Raw genomic sequence first — 25,554 nt, forward strand, 5'->3', positions numbered from 1 at the left:
CTATTTCCTTAAATTAAAGCTGAGTTTGTTTTTATTCTTTCTGCTATTTCAGGTTATTTATGCTAAGTGCTTTCACTTAGGTAACTTATTTTTTGTTGCCTTGAAGGCTGTGTTTTATTTATATCTTGGAAGAGAACATGAAGATAATGTTTTTACCTCAAGCGCAACATGAGAAAGATTCATGATCTTTTGATTAGTGGTTTGAACATTGGATTGGTGACCCAGCTCGCAAACGGTACATGACTGATTATGTTCATATTAATAGCCTAAATGTATTGGGGAATAATGCGATGAAAGTGGTGCTGCCTACAATTTGTGCTTTGATGTGTACGGTTTCTTTTAGCTACGCTAACAACCTTGGTGAAGGCGTAAAGATACCCATGGTTGATAAAGGTATAGTCTGGGATTCCAATATCGAACTAGAAGCAACGATTTACAAACCCGTGGGGGAAGGGCCGTTTCCTACCGTTGTTTTTAGTCATGGCTCTACAGGCCCTGGTGTTATACCTGAAGATCAGACGATAAACCCCTGGGGCTTTGGTCGATATCTGGTTGATAAAAACATCGCGCTGGTTGTGCCTATGCGCAGGGGGCGTGGGCAATCTGAAGGAAGTTACAAAGAGCTTTACTCCTGTGAGCCTAAAGAGATAGCCGAGGGCATGGAATATGCCGAGCAATCTTTAGAAGCAGCGATGAGCTTCTTAATGCAGCAAGATTGGGTTGATCGTGAAAAAATGATACTTGCTGGTAACTCAAGAGGCGGGATATTGTCATTGGCTTATGCTTCTCATAATCCTGGCAAAGTAGCCGGTGTTATTAATTTTGCAGGAGGCTGGGTAGGGGATGTTTGTAACCGAGATGATAAATCGCAGAATATCCCGCTTTTTGAGCAAGCAGGCAAACAGTTTAACAAGCCAACCTTGTTTATCTATGGCAGCAATGATTCGTATTACTCCGATGCTACGATTAAATGCCAAGCTGAGGCCTATAAAGAGGCTGGGGGAGACGTTAACTTTCAGTTCTACCAATTCAGAAATGGCGCTGCAGGCCATCATGTTTTTTATGAGTATGGGTACCTATGGAGTGGCGTAGTGGATAGTTACCTTGCAAAAATAAACGCAAAGTAAATCACATAAGTACGTTTGCTACCAACAAACTTAACGGCGACAACCTGTGGTATTTGCTTAATTTGTGGGAAGAGTATGAAGTTTCATCAATTCAATGTATCAGACATTGATGCTCAAAAAAGATTGTTATTAATTGCGCTTTGGACGCCAGAAGATGAACCGGACAATAGCCCCGAAGTCTTAGAATTGCCTCATATTAAAGAGTATTTTGAAAATTGGGGACAAGAGGGTGATATGGGCCTGTTTGCTGTTGGGGCAAATGGTGAGGCCATTGGTATCGTTCAGTTGCGCTATAAATCATGCCTGACTGAATCGTACTCAGAGTACCCAGAGTTAGCCATTGCTGTTGCTCCTGCGTATCACGGTCAAGGGATCGCCTCGGCGTTGATGCGTGAACTACTTGAACGTATTGATGTCACGGTAAAAGGGATACGTTTAGGCGTACATCCTAAAAATACTGTGGCGATGGCTTTGTATAAGAAGTTTGGTTTTAAGGTTTATGACACTGGAAAGAATGGCTTTCCGCAATTGGTCATGAAGGTTAATACTTAATATGCTTGCCTGGTGCCGATAAAGGAAGATAACCAATGGCTAATGAAATCATCCTATTACGAGGTTTGTTTCGTGGTAGCTATCATTGGGGGGATTTTCCCGAGCTATTACAAAGTGAGCTTCCAGATAAAGTCGTCACTTGTATCGACATTCCTGGCAATGGCGAGCTTTCATCACAGGTGTCTCCCTCGACTATCCCCGCAATGGTTGAAGCCATAAGATTGCAGCGTGAAACTAGCAACAAGGTACACATCTTGGCTATTTCGATGGGAGGAATGATTGCGTTGAAATGGGCAGAGTTGTACCCAAGCGAAGTTGAGTCCTTGATTTGCGTGAATACGACAGCGAAAGGGTTTAGCCCGTTCTATCAACGCCTACAGCCGAAAAACTATTTAAAAATCGTCCAAGCATTAATATCGAACTCAGTTCAAAGAGAAAAAATCATCTATAGCATGGTCTCGAACCAACAACTGAATGTCGATGTTGTGGCAGGGTGGGCTGGGTATGGGGAAAGACACCCAATGAGAGCGAGTAACTTTTGGCGTCAACTCGTCGCTGCAACTCAGTTTGATGTCACCCGTCCGGCTAGTCATCTTTACTTTATTTCATCAGAAAAAGATAACTTGGTGAGCAGTAAAGCCACCAAAGCAATCGCTAAGGCATGGAAAGCGCCACTCATAATTAATGAACACGACGGGCATGATATCGCTTTAGATAATCCTCAATGGCTTCTGAAGAAAGTTGTGGTGACTTTGGATAAAGCTGAGTAATGCCGAAAGTGGTCATATTGGATGAACACCGACAGGGCGTAGTGTGGTGGTATAGCTTGTAGGCTAAATAACAAAAGGGCAGTCATCGACTGCCCTTTGTAATGTTAGCAATAGGTAAACGATATGGGTTTACTGAACCACTTCGCCGCTTTCAACAACGGTTTTACGTACCTTGTCTGCAAAATCCAGAGCTTCTTGGCGGATAGCGTCTTCGTCCACCGTTAGCATCTCACGATCTTTCATCAGGATCTTACCATCAACAATGGTGTGCTTAACGTTAGATGCGTAAGCAGAGTAAACCAGTGCAGAGTATGGGTTGTATACCGGCACCATGTTTGGCGACGTGGTATCAACAACGATAATGTCTGCTAGTTTGCCCATTTCTAGTGAGCCAATGGTGTCTTCCATGTGAAGGGCACGTGCTGCACCAATGGTTGCCATTTCGATAACTTGCATCGGTGGCATTGCTGCGCGGTCTTTGCTTACTAGCTTGTGTACTTTTGCAACCTGGTTGAATTCATCAATGGTGCTAATGGTGTTACCAGACATAGGGCCGTCAGTACCTAGGCCGATACGAACGCCTTCTTCAAGCATTTTAGGAGCAGGTGCAACGCCTTTCGCTGATTTGATGTTTGCACTCATGTTGTGAGCAACACCTACATCGTGCTTTTTAAGTAGCTCGATGTCGCTGTCACTAACGTTAATCATGTGAGCACCTACAAGGTTAGGAGTTAGGGCACCGATATCTGCCATGTACTCAACAGGTGATTTACCGCCGCTACGTTCAGCAATAACTTGGTTCTCACGCTCAGATTCAGCAAGGTGGATCATCACAGGCACGTCGTATTTCTTCGATAGCTCAGTGATTTTCTGCAGTGTTTCTGTGGTGTTGGTGTAAGGTGCGTGTGGTGCAAACGCTGGGGTAATACGTGGGTGGTCTTTGTATTCTTCAATAAAGTTAACCGCGTACTTAATGCCTTCTTCGGCATTGGCAGCATCTGCTACTGGGAATTTGATAACGGTCTCACCCAGTACTGCACGCATACCGATTTCATCAACGGTTTTCGCCACTTCATCTTCGAAGTAGTACATGTCTGCGTAAGTGGTTACACCGCCTTTTAGCATCTCTACGTTACCCAGCTGGGCGCCGATGCGCACCATATCACGAGAAACAAGCTTGCTTTCTAGAGGGAAGATGTAGCGGTGCAGACGATCTGGCACATCATCAGCCAGTGAGCGGAATACCGTCATTGATACGTGGGTGTGGGTGTTGATCAAACCCGGCATCACGATATCGCCATCAGCATCAATGGTTTTTTCTGCTTTGTATTCGTTTACATCGTTTCCGTCAGTAACTGCGAAAATCTTGTTTTCTTTTACAGCAACAAGACCATTCTCGTAGACAGTTTTATCTGCGTTCATGGTAAGAACGGTTGCGTTCTTAATAAGAAGATCAACTTTTTCAGCTGCCATTGCCGTGTTGCCAACAAGAGATACTGCTGCAAGAGAAGCTGCTAGCAGAGTTTTTTTAAACATAGTTACCACCAGAGTACGATTAAAGTAGCCTGATGATACCGCCTGCAAATGTGTTGAGAATCACTATTGCAATGACGGTTTACAATATGTGATGTAGTTCCCGTTTTTACGCTTTTACTAACAATAAAGTGCTCAATAAAACGGCGAAAACAGCAAGGGTAAACGTTTGCCTTAGCTCTTTATGCCGCTTTTTGGGCATCTTTATTGAGCGCGTAGGCCATCCAAAGCACCAGTGCTGTACTGCATAGTGGCAGTGCAACCCACACACCGTTAACGCCAAGCAATTTAGCCAGGGTAAAGATAAATACGGTGATAAGGATCAGCTTGCCGCCCGATAGCATAGAGGCTTCCTTGGCACGGTTGATAGACTGAAAATAAGTCGCACCAACCAACAACAAGCCTTCGGCAGGCAAGCCCCAGAAGTACAGTTGCATACCGTTTACCGCTTCAGGTAGTAGAGTTGGGTTATCACCCGCGAACATATACACCACGGTTTCTGGCACGGAGTAGAGAACGGCAACACCAACAAGGGCGAGTGCCAATGTCACGGTGAAGGCAATATTACGTGTTTTGATCACTCGGTCGTGGCGTTTAGCGCCAGTGTTGTAACTGGTGATTGGTTGGATACCTAAGGCTATCCCTTCAAAAATTAGATAGAAGAAAGCTTCTGTATAGCTGACGATACCGTAGGCGGCCACATGGATAGGTTGGCCAACCCATAGAAAGGCTTTGTTGTGTAAGGTCAGTACCACGGAAAGGTATAGATACATCAACAGGCTCGAAAAGCCGAGGCGGCAAATTTGAGCAACTTCGTGCCACTTTAGCTTGAGGGTTTGCCAAGTAATTCGCAGCTGGGTCTTATCGCTGAAAAAGTGAGAAATACACAAGGTCGCGGTAGCCAGCTGGGACAGCATGGTTGCGATGGCGGCACCAGTAAGTTCCCACGGCAGCACAACAATGAATATCCAATCAAGAAACACATTCAGTACACCGCCGAATATCATGATTAAGGTAACGCGGTTAGGTTGACCATCGTTACGTAATAGCGATGAAAATGCCATTGAGATGATCGGGAATGTGCCCAAAGCGAAGTACCAAAACAGGTAATCGGAGGCCATTTGCAGGATTTCACCTTCGGCACCTAGCCATACCAGAATATCGTCACCGAACATCATGCCCAAGCTACAGGTGATCAATGAAACCACCAGGCAAAGAGACAGGGCATTGCCCACAATCTGTTTGGCTTGTTGCTCGTTACCCTCACCAAGCTTGATTGAGACAAGTGCTGAGGCGCCCATACCAACCAGTGCCCCTTGGGCGTATAACACCGACCCTATGGGGTAGCCCAGCATGATACCTGCCAAGCCTTTTTCTCCGATGAAATGCCCCACAAACATACCATCAATCGCTACGTAGATACCGGTTACCAGCATGGCGGCAATGGTAGGCATGGTATAGCGAATGAATAAACGGTACAGGGAATCGTTTTTCAGAGAAAGGTGCGAGGCCGAATTGGATGCTGATGACATGGAAGTAACTTTTTAAAGAGGGTAATAGGCAGTGAGCACAATGTACTTGTAGACGGTTTTGTCGTCTTGCTCGCGTTTGAGCGGGTGGTGAATTTGGTGCTCACCATTCACAAACCCAAATGCGTCATTTAATTGTGAGGGTAAATCGCTGTTTGGGACAAGTAGTTTCACCCCGTCTTGTTGATAGTCTAAGGCGTTTGCTGGCAGCTCACCCAGCCACCAAGCCGGTATTTCTTTGCTTGCCTTGCTTCTATCGAACCAATGATCAGCCACCAATACCAAGTGCTGAGGCTTGTTCGGGTTCAGTTTCTGCTTTGTTTGCTCAATGGCGGCAATCAGGCTGTTGCGCCTTGCGATGTTGGCACTCAACAAGCGGTGGGCAATAACCCAAACGGTAAATTGCTCGGTTTCTATTTGAAAAATAGGCTGTGCCAAGCTGTCTTTGCTTTGGCATTGCTGAAGTTGTGCAGCAATATTATCTTGTTGAAGGGTGGTAATAATTCGGCGGCAAAGTGCTTTGCCTAGGTGGTTTTCACGCATCCCTCGGTTATGAACAGTTGGATAATGCTGTTCACAAAGTTGGTGACAATCAGCTTGGAAAGCTTGAATGCTAGTTGAAAGATATTCTGAAACCAAAGATTCACCCCATGAAACACGAAACTGGCTGGAAGGGTTGGGCGTTCAACCAGCCAGTATTGAATGGGTATATCGTATCAGAAAAAACAGCTTCTTCTACATAATTCAACGATTTGAGTTAACGAAAATGAAGTAACTTAGCTGTTACCTTTTTCGGTTGCACGACGCGGTAACGGGATGATTTGTAACCATCGACGAAATGTTTGATGGCGTAATGCCAAGATCCCGACCACGCAAGTGATATAGATAGCCGGTTCAATGATCCCCGATTTAACTGACCAGTAGTAATGAATGGGCGCGAGCAACACGGCCAGGTATACCCAGTTATGGAGTTGCTGCCAGCGTGGTCCCATCTTGCGCTGAATAGCTTGGGTCGAAGTAACCGCAAGGGCAAACAGGATCAACCAGCTAATGGCACCCAAGGTTAAATAGGGCCGTTCGACGATTTCTGAAACCAGCAGGGCTAGGTTTAAGTTAAGGTCGAGCACCATATAGCCCATCATGTGTAAAAGTGCCCAAAAGAAGCTGTATAAGCCAACCAAGCGCCTAACCCTCACCAGCATGCCTTGTTTAAAGTGACGTGCTAACGGAGAGATGATCAATGTGATCATCAAGGTATTTAGTGCCGCTTTACCGGTGAAGTGACTAATGCCTTGTATTGGATCCGCGCCCAAGCCTCCTGACAGGGTTTGCAAGACTAAAAGCGCCAAGAACCCTAACGATACAAGATGGATAACAACCTTTAGCCAGAATATATGTCGAGGCGTGATTTTAAACCGAGTTTTTGCCATTAGTAATTCCTCGTTAAATCCATCCCTTTATAAAGGCTGGCAACTTCGCGTTCATAACCGTTGAACATGAGCGTAGGCTGGCGTCGGCTACTGAATACGCTGCCTTCGCCGATAAAGCGCTCACTGGCCTGGCTCCAGCGAGGGTGGTCAACTTTTGGGTTTACGTTGGCATAGAAGCCATACTCGTTGGGTGCCAATATGTTCCACGTTGTTGGTGGTTGCTTGTCGGTAAGGGTGATCTTAACGATGGATTTAATGCTCTTGAATCCGTATTTCCATGGCACAACCAAGCGAATAGGTGCGCCATTTTGTGGCGCCAAGGTTTTCCCATACAAGCCAACGGATAACAGGGTTAGCGGGTGCATGGCTTCATCTAGGCGCAATCCTTCAACGTAGGGGTAATCAATCCCGCCGCCTAATCGGCGAGAAGCTTGCCCCGGCATCTGCTTAGGATCATACAGGGTTTCGAAAGCCACGTATTTTGCCCCGCTGGTTGGTGAAGCCATGCGAATCAAATCTGCCAACTGAAAGCCAATCCAAGGAATGTTCATTGACCATGCTTCAACACAACGAAGGCGGTAAATACGCTCTTCAAGGGTGAATTTTTTGAAGATATCCTCATAGCCGAGCGTCATTGGCTTTCTTACCATGCCACCTATTTCAATGTTCCAAGGGTTGGTTTTGAAATTCTGCGCCCGAGCGGCTGGGTCGGATTTGTCAGTGCCAAATTCATAGAAGTTATTGTATTCGAGTACTTTACTTTCTGGTGTCAAAGACAATTGCTTATTGGAATAGACAGATGATTGAGTCGCAAGTGCTCTTCGATTATCGACAATTTTCTTGTCTTTACCTGTAAACGCATCGAACAAACCAGCATTAGCCTGTGAGGCGAGGGGCATGCCTACCAATGTGATGCCGAGCTTCTTCAAAATGTCTCGGCGCTGGTGGTATACCGACTCAGGAGTGGCTTGGTTTTCAGTCAATGACCAGCGAAAAGGTTTCTTAATTAACATAGCTGTCCCTACTTAAGCTTATCTCGTTAAACCTAAAGACCTGAGCTAGGTCGAATAAATTTCACAACATTTCAAAATTGCTTGATTTCACATAAGAAAGAGGTATCTTGCGCTCCCTGATATTCCTAATTCATTGAATGTATAGCTCATGAATGGGTGCTGTTAGTATCAAACAATTTTCAGGGAAAAAGAATGAAACTACGTGCGCTGTTACTGGCATCTGCAATGATTTTGCCGACCACGTCTTTTGCTTCAACTGCTCCATTGGCTGCTGGGGTATTTTTAGGCAGCCCAACATCGGGCCTGACACTGCAATATTGGGATCGCGTCCAGTTTGGACTTGGTTTAGATACCTTGAGTTTTAGTGTTGATGCCAAATGGTACCTAAGTGAGTTCACAGGCCGAACTGATCTGGCTCCTTTCTATACCTATACGGGTCTACAATGGGTTGATGATAATGAAGACGATTGGGGGCCACGCGCTGGGTTAGGCTTCATTCTGCCAATCGGTAGTGCTCATATGTACGCTGAAGCGGGTCCAACTTGGTATGTTGACTCTTCGAATATTGAATTTGAAGGCGCCTTAGGTTTCCGTTTCCAGCTTTAAGTCAATGCTTAGTCTGGCGAGTAGCTACACGAGATTAAAATCAGTTTACGGTGCTAGATTGGCCAAGTAGTAACAAGACGAGATGTAACATGCGCGATATCCATGAATTTAATGCCCACCTTGAGCTTCAGCATATATTCCTTGAAGCCAATGCCGAGCGTTATCACTCATTGCGCCAATACTTTGAAGCTTATTACTGCTATAGCCACAAGTTGACGACTCGCCAAGGCAAGCCTGACTGGGAGCAAATCTTCAGCTTTGCGTCATGCTCCCAGCAAGCTGCAATGATTCAGGCGTCAAAGGCGAATCATCGAAAGGAAACAGTCCGAGAGCTGCGGGTGCCATTATCGGTACTGACAGGCAAGCTAAAGACCCTAGTAAGGGATGAGCAATTAACGCTTGAAGCGGTTAAACAGCTGCTAGATAGCACATTGGAATATGTGGTGATTAGCCGTGCTGAATGGCAGGTCCTGAAGAAAAACGGCTGGCTGGAGGCTATGCCACCGGCGTTCTATCAATCCAGCCACCCCAATTATCAGGATACGAACCTACGCTTCGAATTGGCAGGCATTACTTTCTAGCTCTCATAGGTTTAGTTGTGAATAGTTTGCTCTATATAACAAAAATTATGCCATTCAGTTTATATATAGAGTATATGTTCTAAGCTGTTTCGATAAGTAGGTTATCAGGATGGCAGGGAATGGATAGACAACAAAAATCAAATGGCGCTTCAGCATTGATTGTAGAGGGCGGGGCAATGCGGGGTATTTTTGCTGCCGGGGTACTTGATAAGTTTTTGGAACAAAACTATCGCCCTTTTGATTTTTGTATCGGCGTGTCTGCGGGCTCTACCAATTTAGCGGCTTGGCTCGCCAACCAACATGGCCGAAGTTACCGTGTTATTACCGACTATTCCTGTCGGCCAGAGTTCATCGACTTATATCGTTTCATTAAGGGCGGCCATTGGCTCGATTTGGATTGGCTTTGGGATATCACTATTGATGAAATCGAAATTGACCGTGAAACATTAGAAAACCAGCCAATTCCATTGTACGTAGTTACCACTAAGGTGAATACTGGCGAAGCGGCGTATATTCAGGCAACGGCAGAAAACCTCAATGATTTGCTAAAAGCTTCTTGTTCAGTACCCATCGCATATCGTCATTATCCTGAAATTTTGGGGGAAGCGATGACCGATGGTGGTGTTGCTGATTCAATTCCCGTGATTAAGGCCTATGAAATGGGAGCAAGAGACATTACCGTGGTGCTATCTCGACCAAGGGGCTATCGCAAATCTGCCCCGCGCAGTACTTGGTTAGTAAAGAAGCTACTTTCTGATACACCCGTTCTAGCTGAAGCAATGTTGCAACGGGCAGAGAGTTATAACCGGGCAATTGATTTTATTGATAATCCGCCAGAAGATTGCAAGATCACCGTGATTGCTCCCCCTGATGATTTTGTCGTAGGTAGGGTGACGACGGACAAGGAAAAGCTCGATCTCGGCTATCGACAAGGGATCACAGCAAGCAATTTATAACCTATAACATTTAACGTAACTTGCCATACTTAAAGCCTTCATATATCAGGTCTAAGCTGTTTATAGGGTTCTACCTATATCGAGGATGGTATGTCGGAAGATCAGGTTGAGCAGGTTGGCTTCTCAGGCGGTTGCTATTGGTGTATCGAAGCTGTATTCCAGTCTTTAGTCGGTGTTAATACCGTGAGGCAAGGCTGGATAAAACCCATTAATGGCAGGACCTTTACTGAAGGGGTGCTGATTGATTTTCAGCCCGAAACCATTTCACTTGAAGTGCTGATTGCTGTTCACCTCCATACTCATAACTGTACTAGCCGACATGCGTTACGGTATCGTTATCCTTCAGGTATTTATGTCACTTCAGAATTACAGCGACTTAATGCCAAACAAGCATTGGTCATGAATCAAGCTGACTTTGATGATGAATTATTAACACGTGTTTATGATCTCGGTAGTTTCAAATTGAGTGATGAATCAATGTGGAATTACTATTATGCTAATCCGAACAAACCCTTTTGCCAAACAAAAATCAAACCAAAGCTAAAAGCGTTATTAGACCAATTCTCGGATCATGTTGATAGCAATAAAAGGCGATTGATTAATAACTAGGTTTGAATGTCTAGGTTTGAATATCTTTAATTAAATCATATTAAGTTTATGGTTTATTTGTATAATTTAACGCTACTTATAAACTGCTGGAGGTAGTGATGGCGTATGCAGTTTCTCAATTGCTTTGTAGTAGTCAGTACCTGTATTAGCACAAGAAATAGATACGTTACTTGCTGCCCCAATAGGCTTTTTACCGCTAATGGTTGTGATGGCCGCACTAGTGGGGTTTAGCTTTGGTAGCATTTCAAAAGAGTTTATGCTTACAATTTTCATTTAAATGTCTGCTTGGTTTGCAATATTAAGTTTGAGTAATAGTCATGACATCCTGTGTGGTTGATTTTTACACTACCTACGACAAATTTAGCAATGATATATTTATCATTAACTGAATTTAAAAGTTATTAATTTACATTTTGCGATAGGGCTTACTTTAATAGTGATAAGGTGATTTATTACCACTCTAAAGATAAATAAATTATCTTTTGTGGTGCGATTATTTGTGATTTTGCGTTGGATTTATAATTGGAGATGTAACAAATCAAAATAAAAAAGGCAGACCATATAATGGTCTGCCAGAGCAGGAGCTTGCTAGTATTGTTATTGTAGTGCGAGTTTTTGAGCGTTACGCGTCACCGATAATACCACCATCAGTACGCGTAATACGGATAACCGATGAGCGTGGTACTGAGTTACCGCCATCAGGGAAGTGTGATGGTTCAAGATCTTCACCTGGATGCTGTACACCAACAAACATGGTTTTTTGGTCAGGACTAAACGTCAAGCCAGTGACCTCACAAGCGATTGGACCTGTTAGGAAACGGCGTACTTCACCAGTGTTAGGGTCACCGCAAAGCATTTGGTTATTCCCCATGCCTGCAAAGTCGCCGGTGTTAGAATATTTACCGTCAGTTTGAATCCATAGACGACCAGCGTTATCAAAGCCGATACCATCTGGGCTGTTGAACATGTTGTCGGCGTTGATGTTGTCGCTGCCAGCCATCAAGCCTTTGTGAACCGTCGGGTTACCCGCAATCAGGTACAGATCCCAATCAAAGCTGTTTGCCGTGTGATTACCGTTGGATGGCGACCAGCGCACGATATGACCATATGGGTTTTCTTCACGAGGGTTAACAGCATCAACAGGTTGGTTGGCTTTCATGCCACGGTACTTGTTGTTCGTAAGCGTACAGAACACTTGCTGGTTTTTAGGGTTAATTGCTACCCACTCAGGGCGATCCATGGTTGTTGCACCAACTTGAGTTGCTGCTTTACGCGCAAAGATCAGTACTTCTGCTTGGTTCTTAAATCCATTTTCTGGTGTTAGGCCATTTTTGCCAAACGTAAGTTCAACCCATTCGCCTTTACCTTCAAGCTCACCTTCTTTGGCTGAGAACTTGGCAACGTAGAGTGTACCTTCGTCGAGCAGGTCGCGGTTAGCGCTTAGATCAGAAGGGTTGTATTTGTTTTTAGAAACAAAGCGGTAGATGTGCTCACCACGTTCGTCATCACCCATGTAGACAACAACATGGCCGTCATTGTTGACGGTTAGTGCCGCGTTTTCATGCTTGAAACGACCAAGCGCCGTGCGCTTTTTGGGTGTCGAGTTCGGGTTCATTGGGTCGATTTCAACAACCCAACCGTGGCGGTGCGGTTCGTTAGGGTTTTTCGCTAGATCGAAGCGCTCGTCATGCTTAAACCACTGGTAATCCCAGTCTTCTTTAGAAAGGCCGTAACGCTTGTAGTTACTGTCTAGGGCAGGGTTGCCCGCAGAGCCAAATACACCGTTGAAGTTTTCTTCACAAGTGAGGTAGGTACCCCAAGGTGTTTCACCGTTCGCACAGTTGTTGAAAGTGCCTAAAACGGTTTTACCAGCAGGATCCGCAGAGGTTTTCAGAAGTGCGTCGCCAGCAGCTGCGCCTGTTAGCTCCATTTCTGTGTTCGCGGTAATGCGGCGGTTCAAACGACCTTCAACGTTGATTTCCCATTTACCGTTTTTCTTTTGCAGTTCAACGATGGAAATACCGTGTGCGTTTTGCGACTTCAATACATCATCAGCAGACAGGTTTTTACCCTGATGCTTGAAGAGATACTCGTGGTTGGTGTATTCGTTGTTGATGGAAAGCACGGCACGGTCATCGCTGATCTGGAAGAAAGTCATGCCATCGTTGTTGTCACCAAATTGCTGAAGCTGTGCTTTGCTATCTGCATCTTGGCTAAAGCTAGGCGCACCTTTGAACATTGGGTCGCCCCAAGAGATCAGCACATCGGCCTGATAGCCTTTTGGCACCACAATGGTATCAGCCGTTGAAGCAGGTACGGCTTCAAAGCCGATTTCTACTTTTTGTTCTTTTGTTTGGGCGATGGCTTGGGCAATTGGTGCTGAGGCAAAGAATGCAACCGTACCGGTTGCTGTTGAGGCTTTTAGGAACTGGCGGCGGTTAATTCCTTTTTCAATGATGCGATTAAACTCTGGTTCTTCATTGCGAGGATGAAGAATGCTTTCTAAACGCTCAAAACGACTCATTGCTGACTTCCTTTAATTATATTGTTTGTCCTTGCCAGCTTTTCTATCTGGCAAGCAAAGCTGTTATGTGATTTACGCATCACAATGTATAGAAGGTGTGTGATGCTTTTGTTAATGCTAGATGACAAAACCGTGAATCGAATAACTGTTCGGTGAAAACGGTTGCGCAACCGTTTGCCTTAATTTGTTTCAAAATGTTTCTTTATTATCCAATCACACTTTTAGAAGTTGAATTTCTTCATCATCTCTATAGAATTCGCGCCAAAGACGGATTGAGTTGTATATTTTTGGTGAAATGGACCAAAAGTTTCTACTTCGAGACCTATTCTCGAAACTACAATTTACCTACCTAAGGGTAGGGCAGATCCAGAAGCATCTCCTAACGCTTAAATATCAATTCGATACCTGTCTTGTAGCCAAGTAACACCCATTTTTAACGCCTTAGGATCTTTGTTGTGAATCTGGATACCATGTTCAAGCTGTCGGAACGCAAAGCGACAGTTTCAACCGAAATTTACGCAGGTTTTATTACCTTTTTAGCGATGAGCTACATCCTTGCTGTTAACCCAGCTATTTTAGGTGATATTCCTGGAATGGATCGTGGGGCGCTGTTTACAGCGACGGCAATCGCTTCTGCGCTTGCAACACTTGTCATGGGTGTGTGGGGTAACTACCCGGTGATGCTTGCGCCGGGTATGAGTATGAACGGCTTCTTTAAGGGCGTTCTGCTGAGCGGTTCGATAGCCTTGGTGTGGCATGAAGCGCTATTGGGTATCTTCCTATCAGGTATCATTTACCTAATCCTAAGTATGACTTCAATCCGTAAGAGCTTGATTGAGTCGATTCCTGAAGATCTTAAGCTAGCCATTTCTGTCTCTCTTGGCTTGTTCATTGCTTTTCTTGGCTTAAAGAACGCAGGCATTATTGTTTCAAACCCAATTATCTTGGTGAGTTTGGGTGATGTGACCAATCCTCAAGTGGCGATTGCTTATATCTCTATCTTCATTGCATTGGCGTGTATGATTCGCAACATCAAATTGGCAACCTTCATTGCCTTTGTGTCTGCCATCGTACTAACGGTGATTGCTGACTTCTTCATGGGTACCAGCAACGCGCCGATCCCAGATAGCCTATTCTCAATGCCGCCAAGCATAGAGCCAACCCTAGGCCAAATTTTTAATTTTTCTGGATTCACGCCCGAGAAGCTATTCGACTTGTTCTTCATTGTGATGATCTTCCTGATTGTCGACTTCTTTGACGGCTTGAGCACCATTGTTGGGGTAGGTCGTGATGCAGGTATCATTGATAAAGACGGTAAAGTGCCGAATGCGAAGTCTGCACTGGTAGCGGATGCGGGTGGTACTGTTGTTGGTGCTGTATTAGGTACAACATCTGTTACGGCATTCTCTGAATCTGGTATTGCCTCTTCTCAAGGCTCAAAAACGGGTTTGAGTGCGGTGGTTGTTGCGGGCATGTTCGGCCTGTCACTATTCCTATACCCAGTCTTCTCTATCTTCTCTGCTGCGATGGTTGCACCAGCAATGGTTGTGGTAGGTATCTACATGATTGGTCGAATTGCGAAGATCAACTGGGATATCATGGAAGTGCGCATTGCCTCTTTCTTTACCATCATGTTTACCATTCTGTCGTTCTCGCCAGCAAACGGTATGGCGATGGGCTTTGTTAGCTATGCATTCTCAATGGTTGTTGCCGGTAAGCGCAAAGAAGTGCATCCGCTTATCTATATCCTTGCAGCAATGTTCCTTGCTTACCTAATCTTTGTATAAGCAGTTAAAACCTCCGGTTTGAAAAACGGCCACTTACAGTGGCCGTTTTTTTATGCGTAAGGATGTATGAATTTAGGCTGGGTATGATGAAAGTGGCGCATCTTCACCATCAATAACTCGGTTTGTTCGCTTAAGCATTTATCGATTATATAAAGCTTCTTTATTGATGCCTTGAATAGCCAGTAACGAAAATCGTTAGAGTTATAGCTATTTCCTGTTTCTACAGGATGAAATTAGTTAGATCTCGAAATAATAGGGTGATTATTTTTTCAGCTTCAATCCTGTAAGAAAGGGGTTTTTTGGCTAATATTTAATCGTTAATTGTTGATTTATCTTAAAACTTGACATGATACTAGTGAGAATGGTTTGATCTATATGATGTTTTATTATTTATAGGGCTAAGTATTCTTGGTGAGAGACGTGCCAAGTAGGATTAAATGATGAGTAAAATAGATAAGTACAGTATCGATAATACGGATTATACAGTCGGTCAAGATAACGTCCAAAAGTGGGGGTTTGATGTACATAATCCCGTCTTCGGTACCAGTGCTGGCTTGATTGTTTTGTTTTTGGTTGCTGTTTTAATTAGTGACCCAACTACCGCTAAAGAAACCTTGAATGGTGTAAAGAACGGTATCATCAACCAGTTCGATTCGTTGTTTCTTTGGGCAGGTAATATTTTTGTTATATTTTGCCTTGCACTAATTGTTTCGCCATTCGGTAAGATCCGCATTGGCGGTCAAGATGCAGAAGCTGACTACTCACGCATGTCATGGCTAGCGATGCTATTCGCAGCGGGTATGGGTATCGGCCTGATGTTCTGGAGTGTGGCTGAGCCTGTTGCTTACTACACAGGTTGGTTTGGTACTCCGCTAAATGTTGCTGCCAATACTCCTGAAGCCCGTGAGCTTGCACTAGGCGCGACTATGTACCACTGGGGTCTGCACCCGTGGGCAATCTACGGTGTCGTTGCACTTTCCCTTGCTTTCTTTGCTTACAACAAAGGTTTGCCACTTTCGATCCGTTCCATCTTCTATCCAATTCTTGGCGATCGTGTTTGGGGCTGGCCTGGTCACATTATTGATATCTTCGCGGTATTGGCGACGATGTTCGGTCTTGCGACTTCATTGGGCCTGGGTGCTCAGCAAGCAGCAAGTGGTGTACAGCACGTTTTCGGTATTGAAGCTGGCATTGGCCTGCAAATTGCCGTGATCGTTGTGGTGACCTTACTGGCGGTGATTTCGGTAGCTCGTGGTATTGATGGTGGTGTGAAGCTGCTAAGTAACCTAAACATGCTGGTGGCAATTGCGCTGCTTGTATTCGTTGCTATGGTTGGTTTTGCCGTTTCTATGGGGACTATCCCGACGACAGTTGCAGGCTACGCAGAAAACTTCTTTGCATTAAGTAACCCGCATGGTCGTGAAGACCAAAGCTGGTTGCACGGCTGGACTATCTTCTACTGGGCATGGTGGGTGTCATGGTCACCATTCGTTGGTATGTTTATCGCACGTGTATCTAAAGGTCGTACTGTTCGTGAATTCATGGTGGCTGTACTTATTGTACCAACACTAATCACGACGCTTTGGATGTCTGTATTCGGTGGTCAGGCGATTGATCAGGTGATCAACGGTGTCGGTACATTGGGTGAGAATGGCCTAACATCTGTACCGCTAGCTATGTATGAGATGTTTGACTCGCTACCAATGAGCACATTCCTGTCTGTCGTGGCAATTATCCTAGTAATGGTATTCTTCATTACTTCTTCGGATTCTGGTTCGATGGTAATCGACAACATTACAGCAGGCGGTAAGATTGATTCACCAATGCCTCAGCGTATTTTCTGGGCTGCAATGGAAGGTGCTGTTGCTGCGGTAATGCTGTACGTGGGTGGTACTGAAGCTATTGAGGCACTGCAGGCTGGTGCGATTTCAACCGCGCTACCATTCGTGTTCATTCTATTGCTGATGTGTGTGAGCCTGATTCTTGGCTTCCGTACTGAAAAGTACCGTTAAGTAACTAGATTGCACTTAACTGGTTGCACTTAAAAGAGTGTCTTGAGATGAGAAAAGCCGCTAGCGATAGCGGCTTTTTTATACCTGAAAACTAGAGCCAGAGCTCCGATAGCGGAGTATCCGGACTAAAGTGATAGGCTATTTGAGCTTGAAGCAGTTCAGCCGTAGCCAGCGCATCAGTGACAGCATGGTGGGGTTGATAGGCAGGCAAACCGTAACGTTGGCGGGAGCGGCCTAAGCGAACCGAACCTGGACGGTTACCCTTAAGTCGGTTAATAAAGCCACCAAAATCACGCTGCTGAATAGCAGATTCAATCGCAAGGGTATCGATAACAGGAAAGTGAATACCTTCGTTCAAGCGCGTTTGTAGCGCCTGATTCATAAACTCACGTTCAATGTTCTTGTAGTGGACCACCACAATTTTACCCGCGAGAGAATCGAGCACCTTCTCTAAGATCTTGAGAAGATCGGGCGCGTTTTCGACTTCTGAGTCGGTAATACCATGGATAATGACCGACTCTTCTTCCAGCGGGCGGTGTGGATTTACAAACCACTGTGCAGAGTCCCTGCATCGAATACGTTTCATGGTAAAAGGGACAATACCAATACTGATGATCTCATCTTTTTTGGGGTCTAATCCTGTGGTTTCAAAGTCTAATGCCACAAACTCCACATCTTTTAGGGGCGTATCGCCACTAGGCAGTGAGGTTGAGTAAAACTGCTTGAGACGAGGATCCGTTGCTGAACCTAATAAGGTATTAAAAAACGTTGGCCAATCAGGTGTTGACCGCGTATTTAATAGCTGTCGAGTCGCCTTTGTTGGCGATGCTGGTGATTTAGCCATTAGCGACGATTACCTTGATAGCGGAACTTAATGAAGTTTTGCGCATTGCTTAAAATTTGGAATGCCGCCTTTAGGTTGCGTCGTTCGAAGTCTGACATGTTTTCTGGCTCAATGCTGTTATCGGCTTCGATTTCCGCTTCGATATCGAGTGCCTGGTGGCGGATGCGCACCATGTAGATAAACTCCATCGCATCACGTAAATCTTGTCCCCGCCCCTTAGGTAGAATGCCAGCATCAATGATGTCATCTAAGCGCTCGAATGAATTCTGCGAGCGTGAGCCTACAGCCAGAGAATGCACACGGATCAAATCAGCGAGTGGGGCAGTGCCGCGGCGCTTGAGGTTAATCGAGTTTCGGTGCTGGCCGTCTTTCTCCATAACAAAATCTTTGAAGAAGCCTAGCGGCGGTGTTCGAGTGATTGCATTTCGTGCTAAACAAGCCAAGAAGCGATTGTTTCGACGCGCACGACGTACCACGAAGCCGTTCAACTGCTCTGCCCATTTTTCACGGCCGTAAACACCGGACAAATCGAAGAAGATTGAGCTATTCAATAGGGCCTGTGGTTTCGGGTCATCTATCCATTCGGCAAAGCATGTTTCCCATTCACTGCGGGTTTTACGCCATTCAGGGTTGGTGATCATAATATCGCCAGTACAGTAACTATAACCACAGGCAGCAAGGCCATCGCACACGAACTTGGCAAAGTCTTCAAAGTATTTTCCATGAAGTTTTTCGTCGTAGCTGTCATCAAGGATTAACGCGTTGTCTTGATCAGTAACGATAAGTTGTTCGTCTCGCGCCATTGAGCCCATAGCCATGAGGCAGTATGGGATAGGCGGAGGTCCAAACTTCTCTTCAGCAAGTTCAGCCAGACGCTGCTTGAAGCTGCGCCCGATAACGGACATTGCACTACCTACCATGTGGGCGTTGGCGTCTTCGTTAACCATACGCACGAAACAGTACTTAACCTGTTCGGATACGACTTGCAGCTCCTCAACTGTTTGTTGCTGGAATATGGTACTTACCAGTAACAAGCTGTTTTGAGATTCGTAACGAACGATATCGGTTAGGCCTATCACGCCAATCGGGTGCTTGTTTCGCAATACTGGCAAATGGTGAACGTTATAGCGAAGCATGGTCAGCATTGCTTCGAATACATACGCGTTGTAATCAAGTGAGATAAGCTCTGTGGTCATGACTTCTGACACTGGCGTGTTAATGTCAACACCTTCAGCGATTACGCGAGAGCATAAATCACGGTCAGTAATGATGCCTACCAGTGGGTCAAAATCGTCTTCATCATTACTTTCACGCTCTGGGTCGGTGATAAGCAAAGACGATACGCTCTCTTCGGCCATGGTCATTGCTGCGGTCTGAATCGACTCATTTTTAGCAATCAAGATCGGCTCGCGGGTGAGCAGGGTACGAACTTTTGAGGTTGTTAGATCGTTTTCTTCTGAATGGGTTGAGACGGCATTGCGAAGGCGAGTGCTGTCTTCCAACTCAACGAAATCGGCAAACGAATCAAATTCATCACACAGTGAGTTGAAGATATCTTCCGGAATACAGTACACCAAGGTATCTTCGATAGCGCGAGCTGGCATACGAACGCGATTACTCATCAACAGGCCCATTTGGCCAAATAAATCACCTTCGTCAATACGGTTGTACAGTTCACCTTTCCTGCGGTAAATCTCGACCGAGCCGCTACGGATCATGTAAAGATCATGAATATCATCACCGAAATTCAAAATCATTGTATCTGCACGGTAATAAGAAACCTCAATATTCAGGGCGACACGTTTGAGCGTCTCTTCCGGCAATTGTTTAAAAGGGGGATATTGGCTAATGAAATTGAGAATTTCGAGCTGTTCAGCTTCCATGTGCGATCCGTCTGTGACACGTTTGATATGGCTTAAGTATACCGTTAATCACCCGACATGTATGTTGCTCAGCCCAACGTATTCAAAATTATTCCTGCTATAACAAAGAAATAAGCGTAGATAAGGGATGGCGCTAAATAATAATTGAGCCGCTCGGTGTTAAGTGGTGAAAAAGTGATCGCTCAACGTCATATTATTGTTAATTTCATGATTTTTATTGCAGTCACATGTATTTCGCCCATAATACTGTTTATTTATCCAGTTTTAGAGACGTTGATTGTTTATTGGTGATGTAAGCTTCATCTAGTGACAGCTATGTAGTGTGAATAATGTGGCTAATTTCAAAACACATCTTGGATCAGCCGCGATAACCAGTAGCCTAGCTGCTACCGCGTTATTGTCTGCGGGGCATATCGTGCCAATTACAGCCCTGTGGCTAATGCTACTGGGGACTGTGGGCGGCTTGCTGCCAGACATTGACTCCGATAACTCGACATCCATGAGCACGTTGTTTAGGCTCTTTGCTGGGTTAATCACATTCAGTTTTGTTGGCCATATCTACAAAATGGTGTCGATGCTCGAGCTCATGGTTTATGGCGCTTTCTGTTATTTAACCATTCGTTATAACTGCAAGTCGACGTTAGAAAAGATCACGGTACATCGCGGTTGTTGTCATTCGATTGCGTTTATTTCAGCTTCAGGCTTGTTTACCGTGTGGCTGTTATACCTGCTTGGGTATAGTGATATTACCGCTTGGCTGTCAGGTACTTTCCTGTTCTTTGGTGGTGTGGTGCACCTTGCACTTGATGAGATTTACAGCGTTGATTTAGCCAACCGACGGCTGAAATTATCTTTTGGTTCGGCGCTGAAAATATTCTCGCCCAAAAATCCATTTTTAAGCGCACTTCAGTGCTTACTTATCGGCATGCTTTATATCCATAGCCCTTCGTGGGATAACACCTGGAAAGAGGTTAGCAACTGGAGTGAATTTCGCTTTAAGCCAGATTGGCTTAATCGTGAAGATGTGACACGTTTTTTTGATAGTGTTATCTCTTCAACCAAGGAAGCGATGAATAATAAAGCAAGTTAAACCTTTTGATTATGCACCAATTGCAACAAATTGAATTCTCTTTGGTTTAGTTTGATAAATATCAATAGTAACAATGGCATCCATGCTAAAGTCACGGAAAACAATTCTATAAAATTGCTTTGCATTTTCGTGAGAACCATATGCCATTGAATATCAATAACATTTCTGTCAGAAAGCAGGTGTTGTTACCCGTTGTTCTGATTTGTCTTATTATGCTCGTTGCTTTTTCAATAGTAACAAAGCAATCTGCCGCTCAGCGCAAGCATAATAATGACGTGACCTATAATGCGTTGAACCATAAAACTAACGTTCAACAGGTGTTGGAAAATACCTTTAATATTCGAATTAATGCAATATATGCATTGAATGATGACGCAGCATTTAATCGCCTTGATGCTGCTGTTGCTGATGGTATTAAAGCCAATAACCTACTGTTAGACAGAATTAGCCAAGACCAACAGTTTCTAGCCGCGGTAAATACAGTTCGCTCTAACAGCGAAAACTATCAGCAGTTTATTCAACGTGAATTGAAGCCTTTTGTTGTGAAGAAAAGCAGCATGGGAGTGACGGCAAGTGAAGAGGGTGCAGTTGCGGCTAACTTTCAGGCGACAGGCCAAGCATTAATTGAATCTATCGACGGGTTATCTTTGGCAATTAATAGTGATGCTGAAAATCAGCTGGCAAGTGTTTACGCAGATTATAATCAGATGATGCGCGGCGTCATGATTTTAATTGGTAGCCTTGTGGTTGTTGGTTTATTGATTGCATGGTATCTAGCAGGACGCATTGTGCAGCCGATTATTGCAGTGAGAGATGTGCTGCACCAATTGTCGGAAGGTAACCTTACTGTGCGTGCCGAAGAGAATGGCAGTAATGAAATTGGCGCTTTGAGCCACGACATCAACAATACCCTGTCTCGTCTACAGCAGACGATCACGTCATTGAACCGTATTAGCGACGAGGTAGCATCGGCTTCTACTGAATTGACCGCTGTTATGCATTCAGCTCAAACCAATGCTGAGAGTGAGTTGGCAGAAATTGAACAGGTAGCCTCGGCGGTTAACGAGTTGTCGAGCACGGCTGAAAACGTGAGTATGAATGCGGGTGAAGCAGATACTTGTGCCAAGCAAAGCCAGAAAATGGTTGATGAAGGCCAGAGTGTGTTTGTGCAAAGCGAGCAGGCCAACCGTGAAACCTCCGGAAAAATGTCACAGGCAGCAGATGTCGTGCTGCACCTTCGCGAGCAGTCTGAGCAAGTCAGCAAGGTCATTGATGTTATCCAAGGTATTTCAGAGCAAACAAACCTGTTGGCGCTAAACGCAGCCATTGAAGCGGCGAGGGCGGGTGAGTCTGGCCGTGGCTTTGCCGTGGTAGCCGATGAAGTGCGTATGCTGGCTGCTCGTACACAAGACTCTACCCGCGAAATTCAAGCCATAATTGAAGATCTTCAAGCCCAGTCGGTGAATGCGAATCAAGGCATGCAAGACTCACTGCAAATGCTTGAAGATTCAGGCAATCTAACCAGCTTAGCAAATGAAGTGTTTGAGGGTATTACCGATGCCATGGGCGTTATCGGTGATATGAATGCCGAAGTGGCAACGGCCGCTGAACAGCAATCTCAGGTTACTCAAGATATTAACCGTAATGTGGTGACCATGTCTGAATTGGTTAATCAAAATGTAGTGGGTATCAGCCAAAGCACCAGTGCGAGTGAGGAGCTGGCACAGCTGGCTGACCAGCAGCGCAAGCAGCTGTCATTCTTTAAATGCTAAGCACATTTTTTAGTCATAGCCTGCTTTAAAGTGAAAACAAGAATGGGAGTGATCAATCACTCCCATTTTTTATGTGTTTTATGCGGCTTCTTCCACTGGCTTTGGCGGAGTGCGGAAGATATTAATAATAGCCTTTACTGTGTAGTAGCCACAGATGGCAGTAAAGCCGATGGCGGCAGCATTTTCACCGAATGCGATGGAGCCTCCAATAAAGTTAGCCACTTCGCCGCCGAAGCTTTTGACGTATTCGAGCGCCCATTGGTAGACAAGATATAGCTTAGTTAAGGTAATGAACACAAGGTAGGCTTTACCGTAAGGTGTCATTAGGAATTGTTTTACTTTTAACCAAAAGCTTTTCATATCGGATGCTCTCTGAATAAGTTATTGGGAACGAGAGCAAGTGTAAGAAATACACCGTAGGTAAACTTACCAATATGCGCCAGTGCGTGATATTGGGGTTAATGGCAGTTTGAGGTTGAATTGAGATTACATGGCATCACGAAATATAGAAGGGTACGACACAACTTGGTTCTTGCCCTGCTTCTTTGCTTGCCCAAGCGCGATATCAGCATCATTGACTAAGGTATAAACGCTGTATGGCGATTGTTCGATGGTTTTTACACCAATGCTGACAGTAAATTGAATAGAGTTGTCTGGGCAGCAAGGTAGAGCCAGCTTACTAACCCGCCAGCGAAGTCGCTCTGCGAGTTGTTCGCCGAATTGCTGGGCTGTATTTGGCAGTAGAATCAGAAACTCTTCACCACCCCAGCGACAGATGAAATCAGACTTCCTGATACTGCTTTTACAACAGTAAGCAAAGCGTCGGATGGCTTCATCACCAACGTGGTGACCAAAGCGATCGTTAATTGACTTAAAGTTATCAATATCAAGGAATAAACAGGTAAGCGGCTGGCCGTAGCGTTCGGCTTTGCTAAGTTCGTTCTCTAGAATCGACTCAAAACGGTTGCGATTAGTGAGCTTGGACAGTGCATCCACGTTCGCCTGTTGCTCAAGATCGTTATAGTGTTGATACTTCTCGGTGATATCGATAACAGAGAGCTGTATAGCCGGTTCACCTTCATATTCGACAACTGATTCCGCTGCTAACAAGTTCACTTGCTGCCCGCCACTTTTGTTTAAAACAAAAGTCCTCACTCTTGGTTTCATTTCGTGATTAATGAGCTTGCGGTAATTTTCGAAGGCTTCTTCATGGGGAATGTGTTGAAAAAGGTCAAGCAGGCTTGGCAGTGAAGTAATGTCAGAAACGGAGTTCAGCCCAATTATCCGGCATAAACTTTCATCGGCATAGAGTGGTTTGAACTCACGGTGTACTAGCGTTCCAAAGTCAGAAGCAAAGGTATTATCGTAGTCCAGATGTATTTTAGGGAAACTGTCCATCGTTCCTCATACTGCTCAGTTGTTCTTTTGGGAATACCCATCTGTTCTCTTCTGGATATCCATCCATGCTATATGGAAATTAGTTATTTGATATACCAATCACTAGTTAGAATATGTGATATTGGTTCAGAAACATCAAGGCGAATTTTGCGTGTGAGATAACTTTGTTTGAAACGGTGCTCTGTGTCACGGAATTCTCGTTTTTATGAGCGTTATTTTACTGCGTTCTTATGCTTAGCCCCCGGCTTAACCTGCATAATATTCATTCGTAATTACTCTTACGGCTGGCATGAAATGGTAAGTAAACCATGCCATCATCCATACAATACCTATCAAGATTTGAGGCGTAATCGCCACATCCCATTCAAAACTTGAGGTTGGTATGAGTCAAACTACAAACGAAGTAAAAGCCCCAGTGTCTACTTCTATGGATAGTGAGCCCGTTGCTAAGGAAAGCCAATCACAAGAAAAACAGCCAAAACTAACGCCACAGAAGATCACCGCCGCTGTGCTAATGCTGTGTGTCTTTTTATTCGCATTCTACCTGGTGGCTGACCGAACAATTCCGAGTACCGATATGGCCAGGGTACAGGGTAACGTAGTGCCGCTAACGCCACTGGTCTCTGGCCCGATTACCAAAGTGCATGTAAAGCCGAACGATATTGTTAAAGCTGGCGACCCATTAGTTGAAATTGACCAGACTGATTATCGTATCGCGGTCAAAAAGGCCGAGCAGGGGCTTGAAATCGCAGGTAAGCAGATTGGTGTACAAACTGCGTCTATTCAATCGGCACAGGCGCAGCTTTCTGATGCGATTGCAAACCAAGAGAATGTGCGCCGCCAAGCCAATCGTGTGTTGGCAATGGTGAACAAGGGCATTGTGACCCAGTCAGATGCGGATAAAACGCGCGCGGCATTGTCTCAGGCAGCGGCCCAAGTACAGAAAGCGCAAGCGGGCCTTGAACAGGCTAAGAAACAGCTTGGTGCCAACGGCGCGGAAAATACCGATATGCAAGCAGCCATTCTTGCTTTACAAAAAGCGCAGCTGGATTTGGAGCGTACTGTTATTCGTGCACCTTCAATGGGCGGGGTGACTAACTTCCGACTAGATGAAGGGGTTTACGCTAACAAAGGGCAGCCTTTAATGACGTTTATCTCAGGTGAAGATAGCTGGGTTGAAGCCTATTACCGTGAGAATAGCCTTGGCAACATCAAGGCGGGCGATACGGTTGAGATCGCATTGGATAACGTGCCTGGTGAGGTCTTTAAAGGCCAAGTGGCAAGTATTGATTTTGGTATTAATTGGGGACAAAGCCAGCAAGCAGGCCAGCTCGCCAATGTACAAAACCAGAGTGGTTGGTTGCGACAAACTCAGCGTTTCCCGGTCGTTATCCGTTTTGAAGACGATGCCCCGGAAGGCGCGCTTCGAGTGGGTGGTCAAGCTGACATCATGTTGTATACCCAAGATGCATCAATCATGAACGTGTTCGGTAAAGTTTGGATTCGTGTCATTAGTTGGTTGTCGTATATCCGCTAGG

At 45.0% G+C, this 25,554-nt stretch carries 23 protein-coding genes and 1 riboswitch; of the genes, 12 read left to right on the plus strand and 11 right to left on the minus strand.

The genetic code is table 11. The features are described from left to right. Positions 1–239 precede the first annotated feature (239 nt). The 3 genes from C9I98_RS20335 (at position 240) to C9I98_RS20345 (ending at position 2,449) form a co-directional block, all read left to right on the plus strand. A complete protein-coding gene (locus C9I98_RS20335; protein WP_081879021.1) occupies positions 240–1,127 on the plus strand; it encodes an alpha/beta hydrolase family protein in 888 nt (295 codons plus the stop codon). Between the two features lie 75 nt (positions 1,128–1,202). Further along, entirely contained in the window at positions 1,203–1,679 is a 477-nt protein-coding gene (locus tag C9I98_RS20340) for a GNAT family N-acetyltransferase (protein ID WP_107272416.1), read from the plus strand. A 35-nt stretch (positions 1,680–1,714) separates the two neighbouring features. Next, the gene (locus C9I98_RS20345; protein ID WP_036818838.1) at positions 1,715–2,449 is read left to right on the plus strand and encodes an alpha/beta fold hydrolase; all 735 of its coding nucleotides are present in this window, start codon (positions 1,715–1,717) and stop codon (positions 2,447–2,449) included. A gap of 129 nt (positions 2,450–2,578) precedes the next feature. Here C9I98_RS20345 and C9I98_RS20350 read toward each other — a convergent pair whose 3' ends face one another. From C9I98_RS20350 to msrP, 5 genes are all read right to left on the minus strand, one after another. After that, positions 2,579–3,985, minus strand: coding sequence for an amidohydrolase (locus C9I98_RS20350; RefSeq protein WP_036818841.1), 1,407 nt, complete (start codon positions 3,983–3,985; stop codon positions 2,579–2,581). 179 nt (positions 3,986–4,164) lie between these two features. Next, positions 4,165–5,514 carry an MATE family efflux transporter gene (locus C9I98_RS20355; protein ID WP_107272417.1) on the minus strand — a complete coding sequence of 450 codons (1,350 nt, stop codon included), beginning with the start codon at positions 5,512–5,514 and terminating at the stop codon, positions 4,165–4,167. 12 nt (positions 5,515–5,526) lie between these two features. Then, positions 5,527–6,150, minus strand: coding sequence for a hypothetical protein (locus C9I98_RS20360; protein WP_107272418.1), 624 nt, complete (start codon positions 6,148–6,150; stop codon positions 5,527–5,529). Between the two features lie 137 nt (positions 6,151–6,287). Next, on the minus strand, positions 6,288–6,941 hold the full coding sequence (gene msrQ, locus C9I98_RS20365) for a protein-methionine-sulfoxide reductase heme-binding subunit MsrQ (RefSeq protein WP_036822293.1): 654 nt from the start codon (positions 6,939–6,941) through the stop codon (positions 6,288–6,290). After that, positions 6,941–7,954 carry a protein-methionine-sulfoxide reductase catalytic subunit MsrP gene (gene msrP / locus C9I98_RS20370; RefSeq protein ID WP_036822290.1) on the minus strand — a complete coding sequence of 338 codons (1,014 nt, stop codon included), beginning with the start codon at positions 7,952–7,954 and terminating at the stop codon, positions 6,941–6,943. The genes msrQ and msrP overlap by 1 nt, the downstream gene beginning before the upstream one ends. Before the next feature lie 192 nt (positions 7,955–8,146). Here msrP and C9I98_RS20375 point away from each other — a divergent pair, with 192 nt between their 5' ends. From C9I98_RS20375 to C9I98_RS20390, 4 genes are all read left to right on the plus strand, one after another. Further along, positions 8,147–8,560 (plus strand): hypothetical protein, encoded by a 414-nt coding sequence (locus C9I98_RS20375; protein WP_036822287.1) that lies wholly within the window; start codon positions 8,147–8,149, stop codon positions 8,558–8,560. Between the two features lie 89 nt (positions 8,561–8,649). Further along, entirely contained in the window at positions 8,650–9,141 is a 492-nt protein-coding gene (locus C9I98_RS20380) for a hypothetical protein (protein ID WP_107272419.1), read from the plus strand. A gap of 119 nt (positions 9,142–9,260) precedes the next feature. Further along, positions 9,261–10,097 carry a patatin-like phospholipase family protein gene (locus C9I98_RS20385; protein WP_107272420.1) on the plus strand — a complete coding sequence of 279 codons (837 nt, stop codon included), beginning with the start codon at positions 9,261–9,263 and terminating at the stop codon, positions 10,095–10,097. Between the two features lie 90 nt (positions 10,098–10,187). Then, positions 10,188–10,706, plus strand: a complete 519-nt coding sequence (locus tag C9I98_RS20390; RefSeq protein WP_107272421.1) for a peptide-methionine (S)-S-oxide reductase — start codon at positions 10,188–10,190, stop codon at positions 10,704–10,706. A 72-nt stretch (positions 10,707–10,778) separates the two neighbouring features. On the opposite strand, the gene C9I98_RS20395 is transcribed toward C9I98_RS20390, so the two are convergent. After that, a complete protein-coding gene (locus C9I98_RS20395; protein WP_107272422.1) occupies positions 10,779–10,979 on the minus strand; it encodes a hypothetical protein in 201 nt (66 codons plus the stop codon). Between the two features lie 349 nt (positions 10,980–11,328). Continuing rightward, a complete protein-coding gene (locus C9I98_RS20400) occupies positions 11,329–13,230 on the minus strand; it encodes a PhoX family protein (RefSeq protein WP_036818599.1) in 1,902 nt (633 codons plus the stop codon). 257 nt (positions 13,231–13,487) lie between these two features. After that, a riboswitch (purine riboswitch) is annotated at positions 13,488–13,587 on the plus strand. A 113-nt stretch (positions 13,588–13,700) separates the two neighbouring features. Between C9I98_RS20400 and C9I98_RS20405 the strand changes: the two genes are divergently transcribed. Both C9I98_RS20405 and C9I98_RS20410 read left to right on the plus strand, forming a co-directional pair. Next, the gene (locus C9I98_RS20405) at positions 13,701–15,017 is read left to right on the plus strand and encodes an NCS2 family permease (protein WP_051901981.1); all 1,317 of its coding nucleotides are present in this window, start codon (positions 13,701–13,703) and stop codon (positions 15,015–15,017) included. 437 nt (positions 15,018–15,454) lie between these two features. Beyond that, positions 15,455–17,029 carry a BCCT family transporter gene (locus C9I98_RS20410; RefSeq protein ID WP_107272423.1) on the plus strand — a complete coding sequence of 525 codons (1,575 nt, stop codon included), beginning with the start codon at positions 15,455–15,457 and terminating at the stop codon, positions 17,027–17,029. 91 nt (positions 17,030–17,120) lie between these two features. Here C9I98_RS20410 and C9I98_RS20415 read toward each other — a convergent pair whose 3' ends face one another. After that, complete coding sequence (locus C9I98_RS20415; protein WP_036825481.1) at positions 17,121–17,873, minus strand: 3'-5' exonuclease; 753 nt, start codon at positions 17,871–17,873, stop codon at positions 17,121–17,123. Then, on the minus strand, positions 17,873–19,756 hold the full coding sequence (locus C9I98_RS20420) for a DUF294 nucleotidyltransferase-like domain-containing protein (RefSeq protein ID WP_107272424.1): 1,884 nt from the start codon (positions 19,754–19,756) through the stop codon (positions 17,873–17,875). Before C9I98_RS20420 ends, C9I98_RS20415 begins: the two co-directional genes overlap by 1 nt. 331 nt (positions 19,757–20,087) lie before the next feature. Between C9I98_RS20420 and C9I98_RS20425 the strand changes: the two genes are divergently transcribed. Both C9I98_RS20425 and C9I98_RS20430 read left to right on the plus strand, forming a co-directional pair. Beyond that, entirely contained in the window at positions 20,088–20,846 is a 759-nt protein-coding gene (locus C9I98_RS20425) for a metal-dependent hydrolase (RefSeq protein WP_036818433.1), read from the plus strand. Between the two features lie 140 nt (positions 20,847–20,986). Then, entirely contained in the window at positions 20,987–22,618 is a 1,632-nt protein-coding gene (locus tag C9I98_RS20430) for a methyl-accepting chemotaxis protein (RefSeq protein ID WP_036818422.1), read from the plus strand. A gap of 78 nt (positions 22,619–22,696) precedes the next feature. Here the strand turns inward: C9I98_RS20430 and C9I98_RS20435 are convergent, their stop codons facing one another. Together C9I98_RS20435 and C9I98_RS20440 are read right to left on the minus strand one after the other, a co-directional pair. Next, the gene (locus C9I98_RS20435) at positions 22,697–22,978 is read right to left on the minus strand and encodes a hypothetical protein (RefSeq protein WP_036818424.1); all 282 of its coding nucleotides are present in this window, start codon (positions 22,976–22,978) and stop codon (positions 22,697–22,699) included. Between the two features lie 126 nt (positions 22,979–23,104). Continuing rightward, positions 23,105–24,016, minus strand: a complete 912-nt coding sequence (locus tag C9I98_RS20440; RefSeq protein WP_036818426.1) for a sensor domain-containing diguanylate cyclase — start codon at positions 24,014–24,016, stop codon at positions 23,105–23,107. Between the two features lie 415 nt (positions 24,017–24,431). On the opposite strand from C9I98_RS20440, the gene C9I98_RS20445 reads away from it, so the two are divergent. After that, positions 24,432–25,553 (plus strand): HlyD family secretion protein, encoded by a 1,122-nt coding sequence (locus tag C9I98_RS20445; RefSeq protein ID WP_036818435.1) that lies wholly within the window; start codon positions 24,432–24,434, stop codon positions 25,551–25,553. Position 25,554: the final 1 nt, after the last annotated feature.

The organism is Photobacterium sanctipauli (assembly GCF_003026495.1).
GTDB lineage: Bacteria > Pseudomonadota > Gammaproteobacteria > Enterobacterales > Vibrionaceae > Photobacterium > Photobacterium sanctipauli.